This window comes from Mycobacterium sp. Aquia_216, from assembly GCF_026723865.1.
In the GTDB taxonomy this organism is placed as follows: Bacteria; Actinomycetota; Actinomycetes; order Mycobacteriales; family Mycobacteriaceae; genus Mycobacterium.
The window spans coordinates 340,822-363,976 of sequence record NZ_CP113529.1 but is presented as its reverse complement, the minus strand read 5'-3'; the positions used below and the strand labels follow the sequence as shown (position 1 = coordinate 363,976).

The 23,155-nt window shown below is 66.1% G+C and carries 20 protein-coding genes and 1 pseudogene; 10 read left to right on the top strand and 11 right to left on the bottom strand.

Annotation, left to right across the window (positions count from 1 at the left end):
* Positions 1–7: 7 nt before the first annotated feature.
* The 4 genes from OK015_RS01720 (at position 8) to OK015_RS01705 (ending at position 3,853) form a co-directional block, all read left to right on the top strand.
* A complete protein-coding gene (locus tag OK015_RS01720) occupies positions 8–1,816 on the top strand; it encodes an ABC transporter substrate-binding protein/permease (RefSeq protein ID WP_268128769.1) in 1,809 nt (602 codons plus the stop codon).
* Positions 1,813–2,562: an amino acid ABC transporter ATP-binding protein gene (locus tag OK015_RS01715; protein WP_268128768.1), complete on the top strand. Its 750-nt coding sequence runs from the start codon at positions 1,813–1,815 to the stop codon at positions 2,560–2,562. Before OK015_RS01720 ends, OK015_RS01715 begins: the two co-directional genes overlap by 4 nt.
* 64 nt (positions 2,563–2,626) lie before the next feature.
* Positions 2,627–3,133, top strand: coding sequence for a MarR family winged helix-turn-helix transcriptional regulator (locus OK015_RS01710; RefSeq protein ID WP_268128766.1), 507 nt, complete (start codon positions 2,627–2,629; stop codon positions 3,131–3,133).
* A 48-nt stretch (positions 3,134–3,181) separates the two neighbouring features.
* Complete coding sequence (locus OK015_RS01705; protein ID WP_268128764.1) at positions 3,182–3,853, top strand: SDR family oxidoreductase; 672 nt, start codon at positions 3,182–3,184, stop codon at positions 3,851–3,853.
* A gap of 6 nt (positions 3,854–3,859) precedes the next feature.
* Here the strand turns inward: OK015_RS01705 and leuS are convergent, their stop codons facing one another.
* Positions 3,860–6,775: a leucine--tRNA ligase gene (gene leuS, locus OK015_RS01700; RefSeq protein ID WP_268128762.1), complete on the bottom strand. Its 2,916-nt coding sequence runs from the start codon at positions 6,773–6,775 to the stop codon at positions 3,860–3,862.
* A 188-nt stretch (positions 6,776–6,963) separates the two neighbouring features.
* On the opposite strand from leuS, the gene OK015_RS01695 reads away from it, so the two are divergent.
* From OK015_RS01695 to OK015_RS01685, 3 genes are all read left to right on the top strand, one after another.
* Positions 6,964–8,178 carry an LpqN/LpqT family lipoprotein gene (locus OK015_RS01695; protein WP_268128760.1) on the top strand — a complete coding sequence of 405 codons (1,215 nt, stop codon included), beginning with the start codon at positions 6,964–6,966 and terminating at the stop codon, positions 8,176–8,178.
* 68 nt (positions 8,179–8,246) lie between these two features.
* Positions 8,247–8,588 carry a hypothetical protein gene (locus OK015_RS01690; RefSeq protein ID WP_268128758.1) on the top strand — a complete coding sequence of 114 codons (342 nt, stop codon included), beginning with the start codon at positions 8,247–8,249 and terminating at the stop codon, positions 8,586–8,588.
* A gap of 38 nt (positions 8,589–8,626) precedes the next feature.
* Positions 8,627–9,640, top strand: coding sequence for a bile acid:sodium symporter family protein (locus OK015_RS01685; protein WP_442791187.1), 1,014 nt, complete (start codon positions 8,627–8,629; stop codon positions 9,638–9,640).
* Here the strand turns inward: OK015_RS01685 and OK015_RS01680 are convergent.
* Entirely contained in the window at positions 9,637–10,242 is a 606-nt protein-coding gene (locus OK015_RS01680; protein WP_268128756.1) for a YqgE/AlgH family protein, read from the bottom strand. The two genes, OK015_RS01685 and OK015_RS01680, sit on opposite strands and share 4 nt — an antisense overlap.
* A gap of 144 nt (positions 10,243–10,386) precedes the next feature.
* On the opposite strand from OK015_RS01680, the gene OK015_RS01675 reads away from it, so the two are divergent.
* On the top strand, positions 10,387–11,673 hold the full coding sequence (locus OK015_RS01675; protein ID WP_268128754.1) for an MFS transporter: 1,287 nt from the start codon (positions 10,387–10,389) through the stop codon (positions 11,671–11,673).
* Positions 11,674–11,683: 10 nt separating this feature from the next.
* On the top strand, positions 11,684–12,457 hold the full coding sequence (locus tag OK015_RS01670; protein ID WP_268128752.1) for a TIGR03084 family metal-binding protein: 774 nt from the start codon (positions 11,684–11,686) through the stop codon (positions 12,455–12,457).
* A gap of 171 nt (positions 12,458–12,628) precedes the next feature.
* Here the strand turns inward: OK015_RS01670 and OK015_RS01665 are convergent, their stop codons facing one another.
* The 7 genes and pseudogenes from OK015_RS01665 to OK015_RS29010 form a co-directional block, all read right to left on the bottom strand.
* Entirely contained in the window at positions 12,629–13,837 is a 1,209-nt protein-coding gene (locus tag OK015_RS01665; RefSeq protein ID WP_268128750.1) for a PPE domain-containing protein, read from the bottom strand.
* Between the two features lie 6 nt (positions 13,838–13,843).
* Positions 13,844–14,149, bottom strand: a complete 306-nt coding sequence (locus OK015_RS01660; protein WP_268128748.1) for a PE family protein — start codon at positions 14,147–14,149, stop codon at positions 13,844–13,846.
* A 180-nt stretch (positions 14,150–14,329) separates the two neighbouring features.
* On the bottom strand, positions 14,330–18,409 hold the full coding sequence (gene eccCa, locus OK015_RS01655; protein ID WP_268128746.1) for a type VII secretion protein EccCa: 4,080 nt from the start codon (positions 18,407–18,409) through the stop codon (positions 14,330–14,332).
* Between the two features lie 6 nt (positions 18,410–18,415).
* On the bottom strand, positions 18,416–19,912 hold the full coding sequence (gene eccB, locus OK015_RS01650) for a type VII secretion protein EccB (protein WP_268128744.1): 1,497 nt from the start codon (positions 19,910–19,912) through the stop codon (positions 18,416–18,418).
* 51 nt (positions 19,913–19,963) lie between these two features.
* Positions 19,964–20,290 (bottom strand): DUF2710 family protein, encoded by a 327-nt coding sequence (locus OK015_RS01645; protein ID WP_268128743.1) that lies wholly within the window; start codon positions 20,288–20,290, stop codon positions 19,964–19,966.
* A 359-nt stretch (positions 20,291–20,649) separates the two neighbouring features.
* Positions 20,650–21,909 (bottom strand): DUF5631 domain-containing protein, encoded by a 1,260-nt coding sequence (locus tag OK015_RS01640; RefSeq protein WP_326498537.1) that lies wholly within the window; start codon positions 21,907–21,909, stop codon positions 20,650–20,652.
* A 17-nt stretch (positions 21,910–21,926) separates the two neighbouring features.
* A pseudogene (locus OK015_RS29010) lies at positions 21,927–22,266 on the bottom strand (hypothetical protein); the annotation flags it as partial.
* Positions 22,267–22,348: 82 nt separating this feature from the next.
* Between OK015_RS29010 and OK015_RS01635 the strand changes: the two are divergent.
* Positions 22,349–22,492 carry a hypothetical protein gene (locus tag OK015_RS01635; protein WP_268128740.1) on the top strand — a complete coding sequence of 48 codons (144 nt, stop codon included), beginning with the start codon at positions 22,349–22,351 and terminating at the stop codon, positions 22,490–22,492.
* 10 nt (positions 22,493–22,502) lie between these two features.
* Here OK015_RS01635 and OK015_RS01630 read toward each other — a convergent pair whose 3' ends face one another.
* Together OK015_RS01630 and OK015_RS01625 are read right to left on the bottom strand one after the other, a co-directional pair.
* Positions 22,503–22,814, bottom strand: a complete 312-nt coding sequence (locus OK015_RS01630) for a DUF2694 family protein (protein ID WP_268128739.1) — start codon at positions 22,812–22,814, stop codon at positions 22,503–22,505.
* Positions 22,811–23,128, bottom strand: coding sequence for an ESX-1 secretion-associated protein (locus OK015_RS01625; RefSeq protein ID WP_268128738.1), 318 nt, complete (start codon positions 23,126–23,128; stop codon positions 22,811–22,813). The genes OK015_RS01630 and OK015_RS01625 overlap by 4 nt, the downstream gene beginning before the upstream one ends.
* Between the last annotated feature and the right edge of the window lie 27 nt (positions 23,129–23,155).

The following is a 23,155-nucleotide window of genomic DNA, read 5'->3' as shown; positions in this document are numbered from 1 at the left end:
GGCGGTGATGAACTCGTGCGAAGGCCCGCGCGCGAAGCACGGCGCCAAGCTGTTCGGACTGGCCACGACAATCTTGATCGTGTGCGGCCTGGTGCTGGCCGGACCCGCGCTCGCCGATAGAAACCAATGCGCCCCGGGCGGATCCGAGAGCGCGACCTCCCTGCCGAAAGACCTGACCACCATCAGCGGGGTGGGCCAGGACGACGACCACACGACGGCAACCGTCGAGCCACTCAGCGCGGTGCACGTCGACACGCTGGGCCTGAGGTCACCGGGCGTTCTGACCGTCGGCACCCTCTCGGACGCCCCGCCATCCATCTGTGTTGACGCGACCGGTACCTTCAGCGGTTTCGACAATCAGCTGCTGACCGCCATGGCGAAAAAGCTGGGCCTGCAAGTACGTTTCGCCAGTACGGATTTCTCCGCGCTGCTCGCCGAAGTGGACTCCCGGCGCTTCGACGTCGGCTCGGCATCGGTGAAAGCCACCGACGCCCGGCGGCGCACCGTCGGGTTCACCAACGGCTACGACTTCGGTTACTACGCGTTGATCGTGCCGCCCGGGTCGCCGATCAAGAACTTCGGCGATCTCGCTGAGGGGCAACGCATCGGAGTCGTTCAGGGCACCGTCGAGGAGTCCTACGTCGTCGACGACCTGCACCTGCAGCCGGTGAAATATCCCGGCTTCGCCACCGTGTACGCCAACCTCAAGATGCGCCAGCTCGACGCCTGGGTGGCGCCGGCAGCGTTGGCGGCCAACGTGATGCATCCTGGCGATCCAGCGGTGGTCGTCGCGAATGCCTTCAGCCCCGGCGATTTCGTCGCCTACGCCGTTACGGACGACAACCCGCCGCTGATCGCTGCGCTGAACTCCGCGCTGGATGCCGTCATCGCTGACGGCACCTGGGCGACGCTGTACTCCGCGTGGGTCCCCCGACCGCTGCCGCCGGGCTGGAAACCCGGATCCAGAGCCGCCCCGACTCCACACCTACCGGACTTCGCCGCGATCGCGGCCGCCAACCACCACAAGTCGGTCGGCCCGGCCCCGCCCAAATCGACGCTCGCGCAACTGCGCGACCAGTTTCTGGACTGGGATCTCTACAAGCAGGCCATCCCCGCTCTGCTCGTGACGGGGCTGCCCAACACGCTGATCCTGGCCAACAGCGCCCTGGTCATCGGGCTGGTGCTGGGGATGGTTCTGGCAATGGCCGGCATGTCTCATTCACGCTGGCTGCGCTGGCCGGCGCGGATCTACACCGACATCTTCCGCGGTCTTCCTGAAGTGGTGATCATCCTGATCATCGGGATGGGCGTCGGACCCCTCGTGGGCGGCCTGACGAACAACAATCCCTTTCCCTTGGGCATCGCCGCGCTGGGTTTGATGGCCGCGGCCTACATCGGCGAGATCCTGCGTTCGGGAATCCAGAGCGTCGACCCCGGACAGCTGGAGGCCTCGCGCGCACTCGGATTCAGTTATCCGGCCGCGATGCGACTGGTGGTGGTGCCACAGGGCATACGGCGCGTGTTGCCCGCTCTGGTCAATCAGGCCATCGCCTTGTTGAAGGGCTCCGCGCTGGTGTACTTCCTTGGTCTGGTCGCCCAGCAACGAGAACTGTTCCAGGTCGGCCGCGACCTCAACGCCCAGACCGGCAACCTGTCTCCGTTGGTGGCCGCGGGTCTGTTCTACCTGCTATTGACTGTTCCATTAACGCATTTGGTGAACTACATCGACACCCGACTGCGCCGCGGCAGCCCCGCCGACGAATCGGACGACCCGGCCACGATGCTCACCTCCACCCTCGGGCAGGAGATGATATGACCATCGCCACCGCGGCGCGGGCGTCAGTCTCGTTGGAAGCCAGGGATATTCATAAGACTCTCGGCGGGACAAAGGTACTGCGCGGCGTCAGCTTCGAAGCCCCCGCGGGCACCACCGTGGCCGTCATCGGACCTTCTGGCTCAGGCAAGTCAACGCTGCTGCGCGCCCTGAATCGGCTCCACGAACCCGATACAGGCGACATTTTGCTGGACGGGCAGTCGGTGCTGGACGACGATCCCGACGCGCTCCGCCAACGGATCGGCATGGTGTTTCAGCATTACAACCTGTTCCCGCATCTGAGCATCCTCAAGAACGTCGCGCTGGGCCCACGCAAGTTGCGCGGCCTCTCCGCCGACGAGGCCCGAGACCTCGCGCTGACTCAGCTGGAGCGAGTTGGCCTGAAGCACAAGGCCGCTGCCCGTCCGGGCATGCTGTCCGGTGGCCAACAGCAACGGGTCGGGATCGCCCGCGCGCTGGCGATGGCGCCGCAGGTGATGTTTTTCGACGAGGCGACTTCCGCTCTGGACCCCGAAATGGTCAAGGGAGCTTTGCAGCTCATCGCCGATCTCGGCGCCGGCGGAATGACGATGATCGTGGTCACGCACGAGATGGATTTCGCCCGGTCGACGTCGGACACCGTCGTATTCATGGATCATGGCAAGGTCGTGGAATCCGGCCCACCAGAGCAGATATTCGAGGCCGCTAAGACCGAGCGCCTACAGCGATTCCTGTCCCAAGTGCTTTGACGGGCTAAAAATAGTCGCCGTAGCTACCTTGTACGCCCCCCATATCGGGTTAGACTGCCGACTTATGGCGGACAGCGAATCCACCGCGGCCGAGGTGACCGAGCTTGCGGAAGGCTTGCACCGCGCGCTGTCCAAACTGTTTTCGATACTGCGCCGCGGCGACCCCAGCGGTGTGGTGGCGGGCGAACTGACCTTGGCACAGCTATCGATCTTGGTCACTCTGCTCGATCAAGGCCCGATCCGGATGACGGACCTGGCGGCGCACGAACGGGTGCGGACCCCGACCACGACCGTCGCGATCCGGCGGCTGGAGAAGATCGGGCTGGTGAAGCGCTCTCGCGATCCGTCCGACCTGCGGGCGGTGCTCGTCGACATCACTCCGCGCGGGCGGGCCGTTCATGCCGAATCGCTCGCCAACCGCCACGCCGCCCTGGCCGCGATGCTCGGCCAACTCCCCGAAACGGACCTGAACCTGCTGACGAAAGCACTGGCGCCGCTGGAACGCCTGGCCCTGGGCGAACCGACGTTGGGCCCCGCGGGAGGAGAATCCCCCGCACGCAAGCGCGCGTGAAAGTACCTGTTTTCCAACGGCATTGGTACTGTCCGTAAACTGAGATCCATGCCAACCGCACTCATCACCGGTGCCGGCGGCGGTATCGGTTCCGCCATCGCGACAGCGCTGTCCCCCACGCATACGCTGCTGTTGGCCGGTCGGCCCTCCGACCGGCTCGACGCCGTCGCGGAGCGCCTCGGCGCCACCACCTTCCCACTGGACTTGACCGATATCGACGAGATCGAGGCCGCCTGCGAAATCGTGGACGAGCTCGATGTGCTGGTCCACAACGCGGGGTTGTCCGTCCCGGGCCGCGTCGCCGAGTCGCACGTCGACGAATGGCGCGCCACCTTCAACGTGAATGTCTTTGGGGCGGTGGCCCTTACGCTGGAGCTGTTACCGGCCCTGCGAAGCGCTCGCGGCCAGGTCGTGTTCATCAACTCCGGGGCGGGACGGACGGTTTCACCGGGCATGGCGTCCTATTCGGCCAGCAAATTCGCGTTGCGTGCGTTCGCCGACTCGCTGCGGGCCGACGAGCCGGGCCTGCGGGTCACCACGATATTTCCGGGCCGCACCGACACCGAGATGCAGCGCGAACTCGTCGCGGTCGAAGGCGGCGAGTACGACGCCGCCAACTTCTTGCGGCCCGATACCGTCGCCGCCGCCGTTGCCCAGGCGGTGGCGACGCCGCCCGACGGCCATGTCCACGAGGTGGTGCTGCGGCCGGGCCGGCGGTAGTCCCGCTCAGACGACCAGGTTGACCAACCGGCCGGCGACCACGATCACCTTGCGGGGAGTCGCTCCGGCCAGGAACGCCTGAACCTTTTCATCCCCCAGCGCGGCGGCTTTCAGCGTGTCGTCGTCGGCGTTGGCGGCCACCACCACCCGTCCCCGCACCTTGCCGTTGACCTGCACGGGGTACTCGACGGTGTCGTCGACAAGATAAGCGGGGTCGGCTTCCGGGAATGGACCGTGCGCCAATGAGGTGGTGTGTCCCAACCGCGACCACAGCTCCTCGGCCATATGCGGGGCCAGCGGGGCAAGCATCAGAACCAGCGGCTCGACCGCCGCCCGGGGCACCGCGTCGCGATGAGCCTTGGTGAGGTGGTTGGTGTACTCGATCAGCTTAGCCGCGGCGGTGTTATTCCGCAGGGCCGCATAGTCTTCCGCAACACCCTCCGCGGTGCGATGCAACGCGCGCAGAGTCTCGGTGTCCAACTGCTCGTGCCCATCGACGACCCGGGATTCGCCAGTGCTCTCGTCGACCACCAGCCGCCACACTCGCTGCAAAAAGCGGTGCGCGCCGATGACGTCCTTGGTCGCCCAGGGCCGCGAGGCCTCCAGCGGGCCCATCGACATTTCGTACACCCGCAGGGTGTCCGCACCGTAGTCGTCGCAGATCGTCTCGGGTGAGATCGAATTCTTCAGGCTCTTACCGATTTTGCCGAATTCCTGAAAGACCTCGATCTCGCCGTCGGGTCCCGGGTAGAAGAATCCGTTGTCCCGTTCGATCACCTGGTCGGCCGCCACATATGACCCGCGGGCATCGGTATAGGCGAACGCCTGAATGTAGCCCTGATTCACCAGCCTGCGGTACGGCTCCCGCGAACTCACGTGGCCCAGGTCGTAGAGGACCTTGTGCCAAAACCTCGCATACAGCAGGTGCAGTACCGCGTGCTCGGCTCCCCCGACGTAGAGGTCGACGCCACCGGGATCCTGCGGGCCGTGCTCGGCCGGCCGCGGGCCCATCCAGTACGCTTCGTTTTCCTTGGCGCAGAACCGTTCTGAGTTGTGCGGATCGGTGTAGCGCAGCTCATACCACGAGCTGCCGGCCCACTGCGGCATCACATTGGTGTCGCGGCTGTAGGGCTTCAAGCCGTCGCCCAGATCCAGCTCGACGTGCACCCAGTCGGTTGCCTTGCCCAGCGGCGGCGACGGCTCGCTGCCGGCGTCGTCGGGGTCGAACAGCACCGGCGAATAGTCCGGGATGTCGGGGAGTTCGACCGGAAGCGCAGCCTCGTTCAACGCATGTGGGCGGCCGTCGCTGTCGTAGACGATCGGGAACGGCTCGCCCCAATACCGCTGGCGCGCAAAAAGCCAGTCACGCAACTTGAATTCGACGCGCGCCCGGCCGCGGCCCTCAGACTCCAGGCGCGTGGTGATCGCTTCTTTGGCCACCGCCACATCCATGCCGTCGAGGTACCCGGAGTTCACCAGAACGCCGTCACCCGCATACGCCGACTTCGAAATGTCGCCACCAGCGATGACTTCCACGATTGGCAGCTGGAGCGCGTTGGCAAAATCCCAGTCTCGCTGGTCGTGGCCGGGCACCGCCATGATCGCCCCGGTGCCGTACCCGGCCAGCACGTAGTCGGCGATGAAGATCGGCACCGGCTTACCGTTGGCCGGATTGGTCGCGTAGCTACCCAGGAAGACGCCGGTCTTCTCCTTGCTCTCTTGACGCTCGAGGTCTGACTTCGCTCCGATCGCGCGCCGGTAGGCCGCGACGGCTTCCCCGGGTGTGGCGGCTCCGTACGTCCACCGGGAGTCGACGCCGTCGGGCCAGGCCGTGGCGACCAGATCGTCCACCAGGTCGTGCTCGGGAGCCAGCACCAGATAAGTGGCGCCGAACAGGGTGTCGGGGCGTGTCGTGAATACCTCGATATCGACGAGGTCGCCGCGCGTCGTGGTCGCCGAGAACAACGCCTCGGCACCGGTGGACCGGCCAATCCAGTTGCGCTGCATGGCCTTGATCTTGTCCGGCCAGTCCAGCAGGTCGAGGTCGTCGAGCAGCCGGTCAGAGTAGGCGGTGATGCGCATCATCCACTGCCGCAACCGTTTCCGGAATACCGGGAAGTTGCCGCGATCACTGCGCCCGTCGGAGGTCACCTCTTCGTTGGCCAGCACCGTGCCCAGTCCCGGGCACCAGTTCACCATCGAGTCCGCCCGGTATACCAATCGGCGGCTATCGATCACATCGGCGCGCTCCCCCGCCGACAACGTCGCCCAGTCCCGGCCATCGTCGAGATGGCGGGCACCGGAATCGAATTCGGCGATCAGCTCGGCGATTGGTCGGGCCTTGCCGGCCGCGGTGTCAAACCACGCGTTGTAGATCTGCAGGAAAATCCACTGCGTCCACTTGTAGAACTCGACATCGGTGGTCGAGAAGGTTCGCCGACTGTCGTGCCCGAGGCCCAGCCGGCCCAGCTGCCGACGGAAGTTGACGATGTTGGCCTCGGTCCTGGTGCGCGGATGGGTGCCGGTCTGCACCGCGTATTGCTCGGCGGGTAGCCCGAAAGCATCGAAACCTAAGGCGTGCAGGACATTACGGCCGATCATCCGAAAGTAACGGGCGTACACGTCGGTCGCGATGTAGCCCAGGGGATGTCCGACGTGCAGCCCGTCGCCCGACGGATACGGAAACATGTCCTGCACGAACAGCTTGGAGCCGGGCGCCTTCAAGACATCCGTGCCGTCCGTCGGCGCCAATGACCCGACCGGGTTGGGCACATGGAATGTGCCGAGCCTCGCCCAGTTGTCCTGCCAGATGCCCTCGATACGGCCGGCGAGCTCCGCGGTGTAGCGGTACGGCGGCGCGTCGGACTCGGTCTGGGCGCCCGCAGGGTCGCTCCGAGACGAGGCGGTCGGCGATTGGGTCACGTGAACAGCGTATAAGGACGGTCTTGACGGGGCCGCCGGCCACAGGTTGGTAAAGGTTGCGTTGCGCAGAGATCAGGGGTTCATCCCAGCTCTGTTTCGGCCCTGTCCAGTGCGTTTGACCTGTGGTTACAGTCAGCCTCTATACGTGCGGATGCTGGTGGACCAGCCATTCGGAAGGACCGACAGAGATGACTCAGATCGCCGCCCCGTGGCACATAATTGCCGGCGGTTTCACCGCCAGTGTGATCGGGTTCGCCCTATTTTCGGGTGCCACGGCTTCGGCCGATCCTCTGGTTCCGGTGCCACCGGGTCCTATCGTTCCGGTGCCGGCGCAGCAATACATCCCGGCTCCGAGCACGGCGAACAGCAATCGGTTCGTCCCCACGCCGCCGGCCGCGAATCCGTTCGCGCCGCCCAGCCTCGCTTCGGCACCCGCGGCGCCCAACAGCGCTGCGACCGCGCCGATGCCGCAGGCGGTTACTCCGGCAGCACCTGCTGCGGCGCCTAACGCCGCCGCGGTTGCACCGACGGCGACGCCGCAGACCGTTACTCCGGCGGCCTCCGGGACGCTGCGCGATTACTTCCAATCCAAGGGCGTCAAGCTGGAGCCGCAGAAGCCGCAGACCTTCAAGGCGCTCGACATCACGCTGCCGGTGCCCGCACGCTGGACTCAGGTGCCAGACCCCAATGTGCCCGATGCGTTCGCGGTGATCGCCGACCGGCAAGGCAGCAGCGTCTACACATCAAACGCGCAGGTAGTGGTGTACAAGCTGGTCGGTAACTTCGATCCCAAGGAAGCCATCTCGCACGGCTACGTCGACAGCCAGAAGCTGCTGGCCTGGCAGTCCACCAACGCCTCGATGGCCGATTTCGACGGTTTCCCATCGTCGGTGATCGAGGGCACCTACCGCGAAGGCGACATGACGCTGAACACCTCGCGCCGTCACATCCTCGCCATGTCCGGCCACGACACGTACCTGGTGTCGTTCTCGGTGACCACCGATCGTGCAGTGGCGGTCAGCGACGCTCCCGCTACCGACGCCATCATCAACGGGTTCCGGGTGGCCGTACCCGGGGCCCCCGCCCCGGCACCCGCTGCCCCTCCCGCCCCGTCACCGGCTGCCGCGCCCGTCGGGCTGCCGGCGCAGCCGCCGGCTACCGCTCCCGCCCCCGCCGCGGTTCCCGCACAGGCACCCGCTACCGCTCCCGCCGCGGTTCCCGCACAGGCACCCGCTACCGCTCCCGCCGCGGTTCCCGCACCGGCGGCCGCCGGCGCGCCGACCCGACTGCCCGCGCAGATGGCCGTGCCGAACCAGCTCCCCTCCCCGCAACCCGCACCCAACATATTCGCCCTCGTGCCGGGGCTGCCGCCGCTGCCGAACTTCAGTAACCTCGGGCGCTAATTCGGCACCGACACAAGCGCTGTGGAGCCCGGCGCGCGGATCCATAGCCGGGCTCGTATTGTGAGCCCATGTTGATCGCCGGGGTGGTGTGCGTGTTAGCGGCGGTGGCTTCCGCCGGGTTCGGAACGTGGTCACTCACTCACCACCACACCGTCGACGCCACCCAGGTCGCGCTGCGCGCCATGGCGCCCACACAGTTGGCGGCCGCGGTGATGCTGACCGCCGGCGGTGTAGTGGCACTGGCCGCATCCGCGCACACCGCCTTCGTGGTGCTGATCGTCTGCGTGGCCGGTGCCCTCGGCACGCTGGCCGCCGGCTCGTGGCAGAGCGCACGGTTCGCGCTGCTCCGGGAAGCCGCGGCACCCAGCTGCGCAGGCGACTGCGCCGCTTGCACGCGGTCCTGCCACTGAGGCAACCCCACCCACCCGCCGTCGTGCGATAGGCCGCCATGCTGAAGCGCTTCTCGACGATCCTCGATCCATTTTTGCTGGCGCTCGCCGGGACCGTGGCGCTCGCTGCCGTCCTGCCCGCCCACGGCGACGCCGCCGACGCCGCGTCGATCGCCGCGAAGTCCGCGATCGCGCTGCTGTTCTTCCTGTACGGCGCCCGATTGTCGCCACAGCAGGCCTGGCACGGCATCCGGCAATGGCGTTTACACCTGCTCGTGCTGGCCGCGACGTTCGTGCTGTTCCCGCTGCTCGGTCTTGCTGCTCGTGCGTTGGTGCCCTCTGTCCTGACGATCGACCTCTACAACGGCGTGCTGTTCCTGTGCCTTGTCCCGTCGACCGTGCAGTCCTCGATCGCATTTACTTCGATTGCGCGGGGCCATGTTTCGGCCGCCATCGTTAGTGCGTCGCTGTCGAACCTCCTCGGCATAGTGCTGACCCCCGTGCTGGTGGTGCTGCTGATGAACACCAGCGGCGCGGTGCGCGTGGACGGTAGTTCGATCCGCGACATCGTGCTGCAGCTTTTGCTGCCGTTCGCCGCCGGCCAGCTGGCGCGGCCATGGATCGCGGGTTTGGTCGGCCGCTATGCGGCCGTGCTCAAGGTCGTCGATCGAGGATCCATCCTGCTGGTTGTGTACACGGCGTTCTCGATGGGCGTGGTGGAAGGCATCTGGGCCAGTGTCGACGTGTCGAGATTGATCCTGGTCTCGTTGGTTGCGGCGGCGATGCTGGCCGTCGTCCTGGCCGTCACCACGGTGATCGGCCGACTGGCGCGGCTGGACCGCGGCGACGCGATTGTGCTGCTGTTCTGCGGGTCGAAGAAAAGCCTGGCGTCCGGACTGCCGATGGCGCTGGTGTTCTTCCCGGCCGCCACCGTGGGCCTGACCATGTTGCCGCTGATGCTCTTCCACCAGATCCAACTGGTGGTGTGCGCCGTGATCGCCAGCAGGCTCGCACGCGAGGCGGACGAAACGTCGGCGCAGTCGGCGCCGTCGGAGGTGGGGGAGCAGGCCTAGTTTCGGCTGACGTCGATCGGGTGGGTGGCCAGCAACGACAGCGGCAGCGGCTGCCGGCGCAGGACCTGTCCCCACAGGTCTTCCTTCGTCCCGACGAGAACGTCAGATGGCAACGCCGACAAAACAATCCAATCATCGCGCTCGATCTCGCCTTCGAGCTGACCGATGGTCCAGCCCGAATACCCCGCGTAGATTCGGACGCCTTCGATCAGCGGTGCAATCAGATCGGGCTCGGCGTCGAGGTCGACCATCACGATCCGCCCCGACACGTGTCGCAAGCCCGGCACACCCTGCGGATCGGCGCCGATCCGCAGCGCCGCCAGGCACAGGGCCGCGTCGCGCTTCACCGGCCCTCCGATGAACATCGTCTTCGGCTTGGCGGCGAGCTTGGCCCACTGCGGCAACACGTTGTAGACCGCGGTCTCGCTGGACCGGTTGAGCACCACGCCCAGCGTGCCGCCATCGTTGTGCTCGACGATGTAAATGACGCTGCGTCGAAACGTCGGTTCGAGAAGGTCGGTATTGGCCAGCAGCAAAGTACCCGCACGCACCCGCTGAGCAGCGGGTGCTATGTAGTCGTCGGGATCTTCAGGGTGCGGCATCAGTCCATCATCGCATTCCCGTAGCATCGCTCGGCACAAACAAACGCCGCCATCAAACATTTGTACTGTTATTACAGCGGCGTCGCGTGCGACGACCTTTGTCCAGCCCAAATCGTGGAAGTCGGTGCTGTGTTCCAAACCCGGATGCGATCGCGCGCACCCTTCGAACTCTGGCAGGCGGTGCACGCTCTGCCGGATCTACGGCGGGTTATTCAGCTGCGCATGGCGAGCCAGTTCGGTGATGGGCTCTTCCAGGCGACGGTGGCCGGCGCGCTGCTGTTCAATCCGGACCGGGCAGCCGACCCCTTGTCGATCGCGTTCGCATTCGCGGTGCTGTTCTTGCCCTATTCGCTGCTCGGACCGTTCGCCGGTGCGCTGATGGACCGCTGGGACCGGCGGTGGGTCCTGGTCGGCGCCAACCTGTGCCGCCTGGCGCTGATCCTGGTCATCGGCACGATTCTCGCGGTGCGCGCCGGCGAGATGCCGCTGCTGCTGGGGGCGTTGCTCTTTAACGGTTGTTCGCGATTCGTGGCCTCGGGACTGTCGGCGTCACTGCCCCACGTGGTGCCGCGCGAACAGGTGGTGACTATGAATGCGCTCGCCACCGCTTCCGGCGCCATCGCGGCCTTCTTTGGCGCCAACTTCATGCTGATACCCAGGTGGTTCGTCGGCGGTAGCGACCGGGGCGCGTCAGTCATCATCTTCATGGCGCTGATTCCCGTGTCGCTCGCGTTGCTGCTGTCCCTGCGGTTCGGCCCCCGCGTGCTGGGGCCCGACGACACCAAACGCGCGGTCCACGGATCGGTTATCTATGCGGTCATCACCGGGTGGCTGCACGGTGCGCGAACCGTGGTGTCCACGCCGACGGTCGCTGCCGCCCTGTCCGGGTTGGCTTCGCACCGAATGGTGGTGGGCATCAACTCGCTGGTGATCCTGCTGCTGGCGCATCACACGCACAACCCCGCGTTCGGCGGCCTGGGGATCGCGCTGGTGTTCTTCGCCGCCTCGGGGCTCGGGTCCTTCCTGGCCACCCTGCTGACCCCACCCGCGGTGCGCCGTTGGGGCCGCTACGCCGCGGTGAACGGTGCCTTGGCCGCGGCCGCGCTGATCGAGCTGGCGGGTGTGGGGCTGACGCTGCCGGTCATGGTGGCGTGCAGCTTCTTCCTGGGTGTGACCGGCCAGATGATCAAGCTGTGCGCGGACTCGGCGATGCAGCTCGACGTCGACGACGCGCTGCGCGGCCACGTGTTCGCGGTGCAGGATGCGCTGTTCTGGGTGTCGTTCATCGTCGCGATCACGGTGGCCGCGGTGTTGATCCCCGCCGACGGGCACGCACCCATGTTCGTGGTGTTCGGCTCGGCGCTCTACCTGGCCGGGCTCGCCGTGCACGGTGTCGTCGGCCGGCGCGGCCAGCCGGTGACCAGTCGCTAAGGAGGCCAAGATGGCGGATCCCGGACCGATGGTGGCCGACCTGCGCGCCGAAAGCGATGACCTCGACGCACTCGTGGCGCCGCTCGCCGCGGCACGCTGGGCCGACCCGACGCCTTCACCCGGCTGGACGGTCGCACACCAAATCGCGCACCTGCTGTGGACCGATCGGGTCGCCCTGCTGTCGGCCACCGACGAGCCGGGGTTCGCCGAGGTGCTGGGCGAGGCGATGCAAGACCCCACCGGCTTTGTCGACGCGGGCGCAGCGGAGCTGGCGGTCACGGCACCACCCGAACTGCTGGCCGATTGGCGGGCCACCCGGGCGCGGTTGCACGACGCGCTGCGCACGGTGGACGAGGGTCGGAAGTTGCCGTGGTTCGGGCCGCCGATGAGCCCGGCGTCGATGGCCACCGCGCGATTGATGGAGACCTGGGCGCACGGGTTGGACGTCGCCGACGCGCTCGGCGTCAAGCGGGCGCCGACCGAGCGACTGCATTCCATCGCCCATCTGGGCGTCCGCACCCGCGATTACGCGTTCGTGGTCAACGAGTTGGTTCCGCCGGCCGAGCCGTTTCTGGTCGAGCTGCGCGCACCCGGCGGCGACACCTGGTCCTGGGGTCCGGGCGATGCGACCCAGCGGGTCACGGGCGCCGCCGAGGACTTCTGCTTCCTGGTCACGCAGCGACGGCCGTTGAGCGCCCTCGACATCACCGCGCACGGAGCCGACGCGCAGCGCTGGCTGGAGATCGCGCAAGCCTTCGCCGGCCCGCCCGGGCCCGGGCGATGAGCGCGTAGCGCGAAGAGAGCCGGGCCCCTCCTACCCAAGCCCGGGCGATGAGCGCGTAGCGCGAAGAGAGCCGGGCCCCTCCTACCCAAGCCCGGGCGATGAGCGCGTAGCGCGAAGAGAGCCGGGCCCCGCCACCCAAGCCCGGGCGATCAGCGCGGGGAGAACCCGCCGCTACGTCTGGTCGGTCCGATCGCCGCCGACGACGACACGAGCTCGGGTGACGTCCTTGTCGGCCTGGCCTTCTTTGCCTTGCCCCAGCATGCCGGCCGGCGACATGGGCATCGGCGAGCCGCCCGCGCCGGAACTGGTCGCAGAGGTGGGGCCGCGTAGCTCGGCCGCATTGAGCACGCCGGCGCGCAGGCTGGTCGGCCGCCCGCCCGTCTCCGGCTCGAAACTACTGGTGGGGCGCGTGTAGCTGGTCAGGCCGGCGCCCGGGAAGCCACCGCCGCCACCCACGCCGCCGCCGCCACCCACGCCGCTAAGGGGACCGGTCGCCCCGGCCAGCATCGCGGGCTCGGCGGCAGCACCAGCCGCTCCGGCATTGCCGGCGCCGGCCGACGAAAACGCGCTCGTCATCGACTGGAGCAGGCCCTGCGGCATGCTGGCCATCCCCTGGATCGCATCCATCGGCGCCTTAACGACCTGCTGCAGCTGCCCGGTTACGCCGGAAATCATCTGCAGCGGCTGCTCCATGAGGGAACTGAGCTGGCTGCCGCCCTCGGCGGGTGCGGACGCTGCCTGCCCCGCACCTTGCGTCGCCTGGCTACCTACCTGCGCCGCCCCATTCATGCCGGCCTGCGCGGCCGCCTGACCCACCGCCGACGCCGCTGCCGCAGGTGCGGCGGGGGAAGCCCCCATGGGGGCGAGGGGCGGGGGAACAGCCAGCGCGGCGACGAGCGCGGCCAGCGCACTGGAGTACGCCCATCCAATGCTCGAATTAGTCGGCCAGTGGTGGCCGTAGTACTCCCCGTCCCGCTCCCCGATAAAGGGAGTGTTTTGACCGAAGAAGTTGGTGTCGAGCAATGCTTTCCACTCGACGCGGTTAGTCGTCGACACCACCGACGGGACGACCGAGGACCTCGCGATCATGAAGGCCTCGACCGCCGCCGTGGTGACACCGATTTTCGACGCGGTCCAGCCCACCAGTGTCTGCAAACCCGCATTGAGGCCGGTCGACGTCACCATCGAGGCAACCGCACCCACACCCTGCCAGTGCGCGGCCGTGGCCAGCGCGTTGACGCTGGAGAGGCCGGCCGACAGTTCGTTACTCGTGGTCTCGGTGACCCACACCGCGTTATTCGCGAGCACCGATGCCGGATTGCCGGCCTCGAAGATCTGGGCGACGATCTCGGGAGGACCTGTCCACCTGGGATCGGGCATGATCGGTTAGAACGCGCTCGCGGCCGCGTTCAATGCGTCCGTCATGACGCCGGTGGCAGACGCCAGACCCTGTGCACCCGAGAAGGCCGTCCGCTGCCCGGCGTGCTCGGAGGCGGTCGCCAGGTAGGCCCCGCCGGCAGCGTTCAGCGCGGCGGCGAATTCCACCGAATCGGCATCCGGCGCCATCGGCAACACACCGGTCAGCGCCGCCGCGCCGGCCGCGGTGGTAGCCGCCATCTCCTGACTGATCGCCCCTTCGGTTACCGACGACAAATCAACGGCGTCCGGCGCCATTTCAAATAGTCCACTCATTTTGCCCTCCGATAATCTGAATGCCCGGCTCCCACCCGCAGGGGTATACCCCCTTTGGCTGGCTCCCCACCAGGCAAGTTGTGTCCGACGAAAGATCGCGGAATGGCCTGATTCTATGGTGAACGCCCGCAGGTGTCGATTCACCTTTTCTGCAGACCAGCCGACTGCCTCAGATCGGCCTTAGTCCGGGGCTCCTACCAGCACTCCTTCGATCGCCCCGTCGGTGGTCACGAGCAAGCCCCGTCCGGGCGGAAGTTGCTGCGCGCTTACCCTGCCGAAGACCTTCACAGTCGCCGGGTCGTTGTCCATGAATAGGGTGGGCGCCCGCGAACTGGTCATCTTTTGCAGGAACGGATTCGTAATGGAGATCCCCGCCCAGTTTCCGGGCAGGCGCGAGGCAATCACGTGCAGGCCTATCTCGCGACTGCGTTCGATCAATCCCCACAATGGCGCGCTCGCGGCGGCCCTGCCGATCGCACCGTGTTGACGGAGTTCCTGCTCGTCGTCGATCAGCAGAAAATGGTGCGGGCCTTCCCACGTGCTGCGGCTCAGCAACTCTTCTTGGCTCAGGCCCGAGGGCGGAAGACGATCGCGCATGATCGCCGCCAATTCCTCGATCACCGCGTCGATATCGTCGGCGGTATAGGCGTACGCGCGCACGTGCGGTCCGCGAATTTTGCCGATGAGAGAAGTCTTGGGATCGATGATGGTGATCTGCGCCTGCTCGGGACCAAACCGGCTCATGACCGCCTGCCCGAAGGCGGCCAGCGTCGTCGTCTTACCGCACAACTGCCGGCCCAGCACCAGCATGCTGGGCACCGCTCCACTCGGCAAATATGTTGGCTGCAAAGCGCTTTCGCCGATGGCGAAGGGGATGTTGAACGGGTCCGCCGCCACATCGGTGTCCGCGAACGCGGCGATGATCTGGGCGAGCTGAATCCGTTCGGGCAGTCGCGCCAACTTCTCCAACCTGCCGACACCGGTCACCTCGGCAATGACCGCGCCGAGCTGACGCGTCGGCACTCGTTCGCCGGTGGCCGACGTGATCTCCGGCAGACCGATCAACAGCTCGTGACCCTCCCGGGTAACACCGAACCCGGGCCGATCCAAAGTATTGCGGGCGGCCTTTCGGCGCTCCAGGCCTTCTCCCATCTGGGTTTCGTCCGGATTGCTCAGCCGCAGTTGAATCCGCGCGTTGGACACATTGACCAGTGCCTGCTTTTGCCCCACCAGCCATGCCGTGGCAGTGGTGGCGACATGCACCCCGTAAGACAGGCCCTGGCGGGCGACGGTGACCAGCCGGTCGCCCGTCGCGACATCCTTTTCGTACAGGTCGCTGAAGTTGTCGACGACGAGAAAGACATCACCGAACTTGTCGGCGGGATCGGTGCCGCCTTCCCGCTCGGTCCCGAACCGTCGTTCCCGGAATTCGGAGATGTCGATTTGATACTGCTTGAACGACGCCTCTCGGGCCAGGATCAAGCCCTCGATCGACGCGACGGTCCGCGACACGCCCTCGTTGTCGGTTTGGCTGACCACGGATACGACGTGCGGCAGATCTTCGACCGGGTACAGCGAAGCACCGATGCAGAAGAACGTGACCCGCTCGGGCCGGTACATCAACGCCGCCGAGGTGATCAACGACATGAGGGTCGTTGATTTGCCGCGCTGGGCCGTCGCCACCACCATGATGTTGTCCATCTCGGCGTCGATGGCGTGCACACGCTGAGTGTGGTCTTCGGGGATGTCGACGACTCCGACGGGGAAAACCAAGCCCGGGTTGTCGCCGTAGTCGACGTACCAGGGCTTGCGTCGCCAGCTGGCCACCAGCACATCCATCGGCTCGCTGACTTCCAAAGGCGGCAACCAAATTTGGTGGGGCGGACGCGCGCTGTGCGCCATCAGCGACTCGCGGATCACGTCGACCAGCTTCTTCTTCCGGAAACCGTCGGAGTGGAACAGGAACTCGTCGGGCTCTTCGGGTTCATCGGCGACGGCCAGCGCTTCGCTGTCCGCTTCGCTGAGCGGTTGGTAGGCCCAGGTGAATGCCCGCGGCTGCGAAAAGCTCATAGCCACCGTCTTGTTCACGTTGACTACCCGTTTCGGCACCACGAACGGGGCGGACACGTAGAAGCACCGAAACTGCTCTAGGTCGCGTGGCCCCACCTTGAGTAGCGCGTATCCGTTCTCCTTCGACGGAAGATGCAGTGCCGCGTCACTCCCGATCACATCGCGGGAGTCCTCCGCTGTCTCGGCGCGCAGTGCTACCCGAAAAGCGATGTTGCTCTTGACCTTACTGAGCGACGAAAGATCCAGCCGCTGGCCACCGAGGGTAAAGAAGACGTTACAGCCGCGGCCCTCTTGGCCGATGTGGATGACCAGATCGATCCACTCCGGGTGATGGATGAACAACTCGAGGTATTCGTCGATGATCACCAGGAGAATCGGTACCGGTTCCAGGTCTCGCCCGGCGAGTCGCATCTCTTCATACTCGTTCGCGTCACGTGCCCCGGCTGCATTGAAAAGCCGGTAACGCCTTGCAATCTCGCCGTTGACTGCCTTGCGCATCCGCTCGGCCAGATGCCGGTCGTCCTTACCCAAGTTGGACAGCGATCCCGCGACGTGCGGGAATCCCTGCAGGTCCTGAGCCGCCGATTCGAATTTCATGTCGACGAAGATCACGATGAACGTCTCGGGCGAGTGCGTCAGCGCAATACCGGTGCACAACGACAGGAAATACTCCGACTTGCCGGAACCGGATGTTCCGATCACGACCGAGTGAAACCCGAAGCCGCCAAAGTCTTTGGCGCGCAGAATAATCTGCTGCAGCTCACCGCCCTGCTTGACGCCCACGGGCATCATCGCCCATTTGTGGTCGCCGCGGCCGCGGCTCTCGCCCCAGAGTCTGTCGACATCCAGTTCCCGGGGATCGCTGATGCCCAGCGCGCGCAGGAGTTCGCCGCCCTGACTGTCGGTCTCCGAGAGGTCGCCCGCGCTCATCGGAGCCCAGCGGGCGAGCGCTCTCGCGTACCGGTTGGCGGTGCTCTCGGCGAGCATGTCCGCCACGGCGTAGAACGTGCCTCGATGCCTGAGTCTGCCTTCGCGCAGAGTGAAACGCTCACTCTCATCGGCGAATCCGACGCCCAGTCCGGCGCGGGTGGCAAGCCGCAACACCGTGATGCCAGCCATGCCCTTCTGCCCGGTTACACCCTCCCATTGCTCAGGGGTGCCGACGTTGTCGTCGACGATCACCCAGTGTGGTCCCAGCGCCAGGCCGATGCTGGACTCGATCGGCGACGGCATAGACGTCGGGCTCATGCCGACCGGCGGCGTCCATGGCCCCCGACCCTTGCGATGCAGTTCGGCGTCGAGCGCCTCTTCCAGATCGTTGGGGGAGGTGAAAATCAATCTGCGCAGCCCGCATGCGTCGAACATCTCGTCATGCTGGTTGTGCGGCAGCCACACCAGCCACGACCACAACTCGGGATGGCGGGTCACCACCATGACCTTGAGATCGCTGGAGCTGTGGTAGACGGCCAACGAGCACAGGATCGAACGGGCAAGGCTGTGCAATTCGCTCGGATCGTCGCCGATGAAGCTGAAGCCGGGTTTCGACCGCAGGCTCAGGACCTTGCCGATCCCGCGGATTTTGCTCTGCTCGAGGATGAAATCCCTGAGCGCACCCCCGGTTACGGGCTCGAGTTCCTCGCCGATCGGAACGTCGGGCCACTGCAGCGACACCGCGGATTCACTGGCCTGCTGGATGCCGATCCCCAGGCGGACGTCGAGGAAGTCCGGGTCCGCAGGTCGCCGTTCCCACATCCGCGGCCCACCGATGATGGTGTCCAGCTGCTGCGGATCGCCGTGCACGAAAAGCTGGCTGCGTCGCTGTTCCTGGGCCGCGCGTTGCACTTCGTCGCGGTCCTCGTCGAGCTGGCGCAGGTAGGTACGGCGCTGTTTCTCTTGCTCGCCCCAACTGATCCGGCGCCCGCGCCCGAAGCGCCCGCTGAACATCAGCGTGCCGAACCCGACCAGGCCGATCATCGGGAAGAAGCCCGACTGCAGCGATCGAATCCCCGACGCGTACATCACCACCAGGGTGCCGATGATTCCGACGAGCAGCGCGGGCACCGCGATCATCAGCAGGATGTTGCGGGGCTCGCGCTCAGGCAATGCCAGCGGCGCGGCGACCGCGATTCGCACCGGCGGAACGTTCGGCGCCGGCCTGCGGCTGCCGCGGACGAAACCTCGTTTGGACATCGGTGATCAGCCCCCGCCTGCCAGTTCATTGAGATCGGGAATCGGTGCCACGGAGCCGCCTCCGGTGACGGCGTCGCGCGCCACCAGGGCAGCGTCGCGACCGATCGCAGGCCCGGCTGCGAAGGTACGCACGATCGGCCAAGGCGCCTGCACCGCCAGCCGCGGATCCAGACCGAGTGCCTGCAAGGTGGCGTGATCGGATTGCACCCCATATCGAACGCCTTGCGGTGAAATCCAATACAAGCTCTCCCGGCTATCGGCCGTCGCGACGCCGCTGGTTGTCGTCACGAAGTTCGCCGCCCCCGGCAGTACCAATGTCTGTTGCGCCTCAGCTGAATTGGGGTCGCGGTCGTCGCGAACCAGGCGGACCACCCGGGAATCCATCCCGATCGAAACGGGCAAGCCCCGGCCGGAGAAGACCGTGATCCGGGCCTGTGGGTCGCCCGCCTGCTTCTCCCAGCCCACGCAGCTCACGGGATTTGCCGACGTATCAATGAATTCCAGTTTCTCCGATGGGTAGTAGTCGACATCGAGCACGTCGACCACCGGAATTTGAATCAACTTGTCCGGGGCGACCAGAGTGGGAGTAGTCGAGCCCTCCGAATCAGCGGTCCGCAACAGATCCGCGACGAAGCTGGTGATCTTCTGGACGCCGTCCGGTAGCAGCACATAGAAGCCGTTGACCGTGCCGCTTGCGTCGCGGGTTTCCAACACGCTGCCCACAATTGAACCTGGCAGCCACTTCGATGGCGTCCCGCGCCCCGGAATGGCAGGCAGGACAAGGGGTTCCGTTGACGGCATCGCATCGAACAGGGCGTTGGAGATTTCGATCGGGTACGTCACACCGGGGTCGAGGCCAAGATTGAATGTGACCGACCGATCCGCCGGGTCAATTCGGGAACGTTGCCCTCGCCAGATGACGTATGTCGCGCCCTTGTGGGTTGCCAGGATGGCCTGCTTCGGCCGCATCGGCTCCGACCGGCCGATGGGGGAGAGCTGACCCGCGATGGAGGTCACGACCGGCGCGGTTCCACTGCCGCGGGCGGCAGCCGTGTCGCATACCGACCAAGCCGATTCGGAACTCGCCGTGATCGGCAAGCTGTCCGGCGCACCCGGAATTCCGATGATCGGGCCGGTCGGGTACTTGGCGATCTCGCTGGCTCTGACCCAGGTCGGAGCCCCGGCGCTGCCGACCGCCAGCCTCGCCGAGGTCAAGTTGAGCGCGGGGTAGAGCCGCCCGTTGATCTTCGCGTAGACCGCGCCGGTGTCACGGTCCCCGATGATCGACGACTGGCCGACCAACCCTGAGGGCTTCATGAAATGAAGTAGCGCCATCCAACCGATGCCGATGAGAACGAGCACGATCGACAGGGCCACCGCCGCTTGCTGTTTGCGGTCGTCGTGCTTCATCCGGACCGAGAACCGGGTGATCGCGGCCCGCAGCCGCCGGTTGTAGAACAGGTGCCCTGAATTCTGATCCCGGTTGGACAGATTGAGTGGCACGATCATTCTCCTTTCGGCGGTCGACGCAGGCCCGCTGCATCGACACCGACATCAGTGCAGCTCGCCGCCGTACCTGGCCCGGTTGTCGGCTTCTGCCTCTTCGCGAATTGCCGCGATCGCGAGGTTCAACCTGTCAGCCAGCTCTGCGTGGGCGTAGCCGGTCATCACGCCCGGGTGCAGCGTCAACTCGACCAACTTGCCGTCGGAATTTGTCACGGCGCGAATATCTCCCAAGTCCACGCTGTAGGTGACAGTCTCGGCTTGCGCGACAAGGGCTTCCCACTTGTCGGCCGCCTCGCTCAATTCACGGAGAACCGCTTCGACGAGATCTCGGTCTTTCAGGTCGCTCTCTTCGTTGCGACCGCCCGACCTCGACACTCTGTCAGTATCATCGACCCCTCCAACCAGCGTCAATTCACAATTTGGGAAGTGACTGGGGCTGGCTGGACAGCGAGGATTGACCGCGCACTTCTGCCGACAATCCCGATTCATCACGGATGATGGCGACCGCGCCCGGTGGCTATTTTCGGAGTTCGTTGGTACCTGCTGATCCGGTTCAGTAGGCGATTGCCGGGTGAGCGCTGACGCGGTGACCACCACGACAATGCGCTCAGCTACCGATCCGCCGCCAAAGATGTTGCGCTCGAGGGGGAGGTCGGTCAGCGCAATGACGTGTTTTGCCGCGAGGAGCCCCCGCGAGGGCGATCGAGCATCGGCAACGGCGGCCGGTGGTGTCGTCAGGACTCCGCGGTCCATTGGCTGGCCGGCGGCTCGTCGAGTTTCTGGAACCACGCCAGGTGATAGTTCGCCGACGTCGCGTCGCCGGCAACGCTACTTTCGGTCGCGGCCAGCAGCAGGCAATTGAGCAATAGTGCGGGCTCGAGATCCGGATACTGGTTCAGTAGCTGATAGCGGGCGGTTTCGAGATGCACACGCAGCAGGTCGGCCTCCTCTTCCACGACACCCGTTCCCGCGGTGGCGGCTTTCGCCAGGGTGTGCACCAACCGCGGTAGTCCGTCGCGCCAGTGCGTGACTCGACCCAGCTCCCATCCCAGATCTTCGACCGGCGGCAGTTCGCGGGGTGCCGCCGTGGATTCCGTCTCGGCGAAGTCTGCCGGCCGACCGACCGGATCGCCGGGAGTGTAGGTCGCGGTCCGGGTCGCCTCGCCCAACAGCGCCGAGGCCTTGCCTCGGCGGCGTCCGGGCGCCAACAATCGCACGCCCACCGGCAGCATGATGCCCGACGGAATCCAGCCGTGAGCAAGATCGGTGACCAACAACGTCGTGCCGTCCGCGAGGTCACCGACTGCCCAGTTCAACCTGGGTTCTTGGCGTACCACGAACGCCAGCAGCCGGTGCAGTCGTTCGGTAGCGGATTCGACGTCGACGGCGGCCGGCGGAGCCTCGTCGGGTTCGGGTTCGGGTTCGGGTTCGGGCTCTGCCTCAAGCTCCGGCGCTGGCTCCGGTTCTGCCTCGGGCTCAGGCTCGCGTTCTGGCTCGCTAACGGCCTCCACTGCCGCATCGTCACCCTCGGCCCAATGCCGGCCCGGCGACGCTTCGAGCTCGTCGTCGTCCTCGACCGGGACATCGACGACGGGCTCCGCCGCGGTAGCGGCAGGCTCCTCCACCACGGACGGCTTCTGCAATTGTTCGGTCTCTGATTCGGCGTCGACCGCGGCCGTCGGGGCTTCCGATTCGGCGGGAACGGCAACCACGGTGTCCTCCGCGGAGGGGGCCCGATGCCGGCCCTGCGCGTCGTCGGGCTCGTCGACGACGGATTCTGCCGTGACGGCAGGGATGACTTGCGTCTGATCGAGGTCGCGATCACTGCGGTCGGCTTCTACCGGCGCGATGGTGGGAAGGACTTGAGTCTCGTCGCTCGTCGCCTCGACGACATCGGGTTCGGTCGTCGGGACCGCGGGGATGACTTGTGTCTTGTCTAGATCGGCCCTGCTGAAACGGCGGGCGACCTGCGCGGTTTGCCGCCGCGCGTGCATCTGCGCCTTCATCATGTCCAGTTGGCGCATCGTCGATTCGACCCGCCGCGCAGCGCGGGCGCGAGCTTCGCCGATGACTCGGGCCTCCGCCGCGCGCCGGCCCGTATCGGTGAGTCCCGCTCGCTTGATCATCCTCAGCTGGTTGTTGGCACTACTGGCGATTCGCTGCAGGTCTTTCTCGAGATACTCTGCGAGAGTGGCAGTTTCGTCGGTCGCCGTCGACAGCTCGGCAGGCCATAGCCCACCGATCACCCATGGGGTGCAATCGACAGGAGAGCTGAAGGCCGGCATCGTCAATGATTCCCGGGTAGCTCTCCGAAGGCGCTGGCGCGCCGTCTTTCGACCGAAGATCGCCACCGGCACAGACTACCGATAGCGGCGGAACGCTCATTACCAAAGGTGAATTGTGCGGCTCTGGCGGGCTCGGTAGCGTGAGGCCATGGCTGATTCTGCGCTGCAGCAGCAACTTGACGAGGTACGCGCTCTGCTCGGCCGCGCGCGAGAGTTGTTTGGCGCCAATCCCATCGAGCCGCCTACCGATATCGCCCCGGATCCTGACGCCGCCAAGGCCTGGCTGATCTAAACACGGCGCGCTAGTCGGCGCTGTCGCGGCGGCGCAGCTTGTGCGCCAGCAGCTTCTCGATCGCCGCATCGAGGTCGTTGGGAGTCGGGACCTCCGCTGACGGAGTGTGTCCGGCCGCCACGATCTCATCGCGAACTTCTAGCAACGCCTTGAGCCACGACACATCCGCGGTCAACAGGATGCCCTGGGCCAGGATCGCGGCGTCGGTATCCATCGCCTCTTCGCTCAGCGCAACGCTGTGCATGTACCCGCCGCGGCACGAGCGGACCAGGATGTGCCCACTCGGGTGAACGGTGTCGAAAGCGGGGTTGGCGTCGGTCATCGACCGCCATCGACGATGCGGCCGAGTTCGCCGGCGGCCTCTTGTTCATGCTGATCCCAGGTCGTCGCCGACACGGTCAAGTTGTGCGCCATATCGGCGTGGTCGTCTGCCTGTTGCTCGTAGCACTGGCGTCGGAGTTCGAGCAATTCGCGTCCGGCATCGCGAAGCTCACCGAAGATGGGGCCCAGTGAGTCCAGGCTCTCCTGGATGGCGGCATGCGACGACGGAATGGTGCGCAAGTAGTCGGAGGTCTCCTGATGATGCGCAGCGGCTTCACGTAAGTGCCGGGGCACCACATGGATTCGGTCTGCCATCCGCTTACTCCTGTTCCTGCGGCGCCG

Bases quoted from the DNA above. Each gene is read 5' to 3' on its own strand.
- OK015_RS01680 (WP_268128756.1), bottom strand. From the start codon at position 10,242: ATGCCGCACCCTGAAGATCCCGACGACTACATAGCACCCGCTGCTCAG.
- OK015_RS01630 (WP_268128739.1), bottom strand. From the start codon at position 22,814: ATGACCGACGCCAACCCCGCTTTCGACACCGTTCACCCGAGTGGGCAC.
- OK015_RS01625 (WP_268128738.1), bottom strand. From the start codon at position 23,128: ATGGCAGACCGAATCCATGTGGTGCCCCGGCACTTACGTGAAGCCGCT.
- OK015_RS01720 (WP_268128769.1), top strand. From the start codon at position 8: ATGAACTCGTGCGAAGGCCCGCGCGCGAAGCACGGCGCCAAGCTGTTC.
- OK015_RS01670 (WP_268128752.1), top strand. From the start codon at position 11,684: ATGGCGGATCCCGGACCGATGGTGGCCGACCTGCGCGCCGAAAGCGAT.
- OK015_RS01675 (WP_268128754.1), top strand. From the start codon at position 10,387: ATGCGATCGCGCGCACCCTTCGAACTCTGGCAGGCGGTGCACGCTCTG.
- OK015_RS01660 (WP_268128748.1), bottom strand. From the start codon at position 14,149: ATGAGTGGACTATTTGAAATGGCGCCGGACGCCGTTGATTTGTCGTCG.
- OK015_RS01690 (WP_268128758.1), top strand. From the start codon at position 8,247: ATGTTGATCGCCGGGGTGGTGTGCGTGTTAGCGGCGGTGGCTTCCGCC.
- OK015_RS01715 (WP_268128768.1), top strand. From the start codon at position 1,813: ATGACCATCGCCACCGCGGCGCGGGCGTCAGTCTCGTTGGAAGCCAGG.
- OK015_RS01685 (WP_442791187.1), top strand. From the start codon at position 8,627: ATGCTGAAGCGCTTCTCGACGATCCTCGATCCATTTTTGCTGGCGCTC.
- eccCa (WP_268128746.1), bottom strand. From the start codon at position 18,409: ATGTCCAAACGAGGTTTCGTCCGCGGCAGCCGCAGGCCGGCGCCGAAC.
- OK015_RS01695 (WP_268128760.1), top strand. From the start codon at position 6,964: ATGACTCAGATCGCCGCCCCGTGGCACATAATTGCCGGCGGTTTCACC.
- OK015_RS01665 (WP_268128750.1), bottom strand. From the start codon at position 13,837: ATGCCCGATCCCAGGTGGACAGGTCCTCCCGAGATCGTCGCCCAGATC.
- OK015_RS01705 (WP_268128764.1), top strand. From the start codon at position 3,182: ATGCCAACCGCACTCATCACCGGTGCCGGCGGCGGTATCGGTTCCGCC.
- OK015_RS01710 (WP_268128766.1), top strand. From the start codon at position 2,627: ATGGCGGACAGCGAATCCACCGCGGCCGAGGTGACCGAGCTTGCGGAA.
- OK015_RS01640 (WP_326498537.1), bottom strand. From the start codon at position 21,909: ATGCACGCGCGGCGGCAAACCGCGCAGGTCGCCCGCCGTTTCAGCAGG.
- OK015_RS01635 (WP_268128740.1), top strand. From the start codon at position 22,349: ATGGCTGATTCTGCGCTGCAGCAGCAACTTGACGAGGTACGCGCTCTG.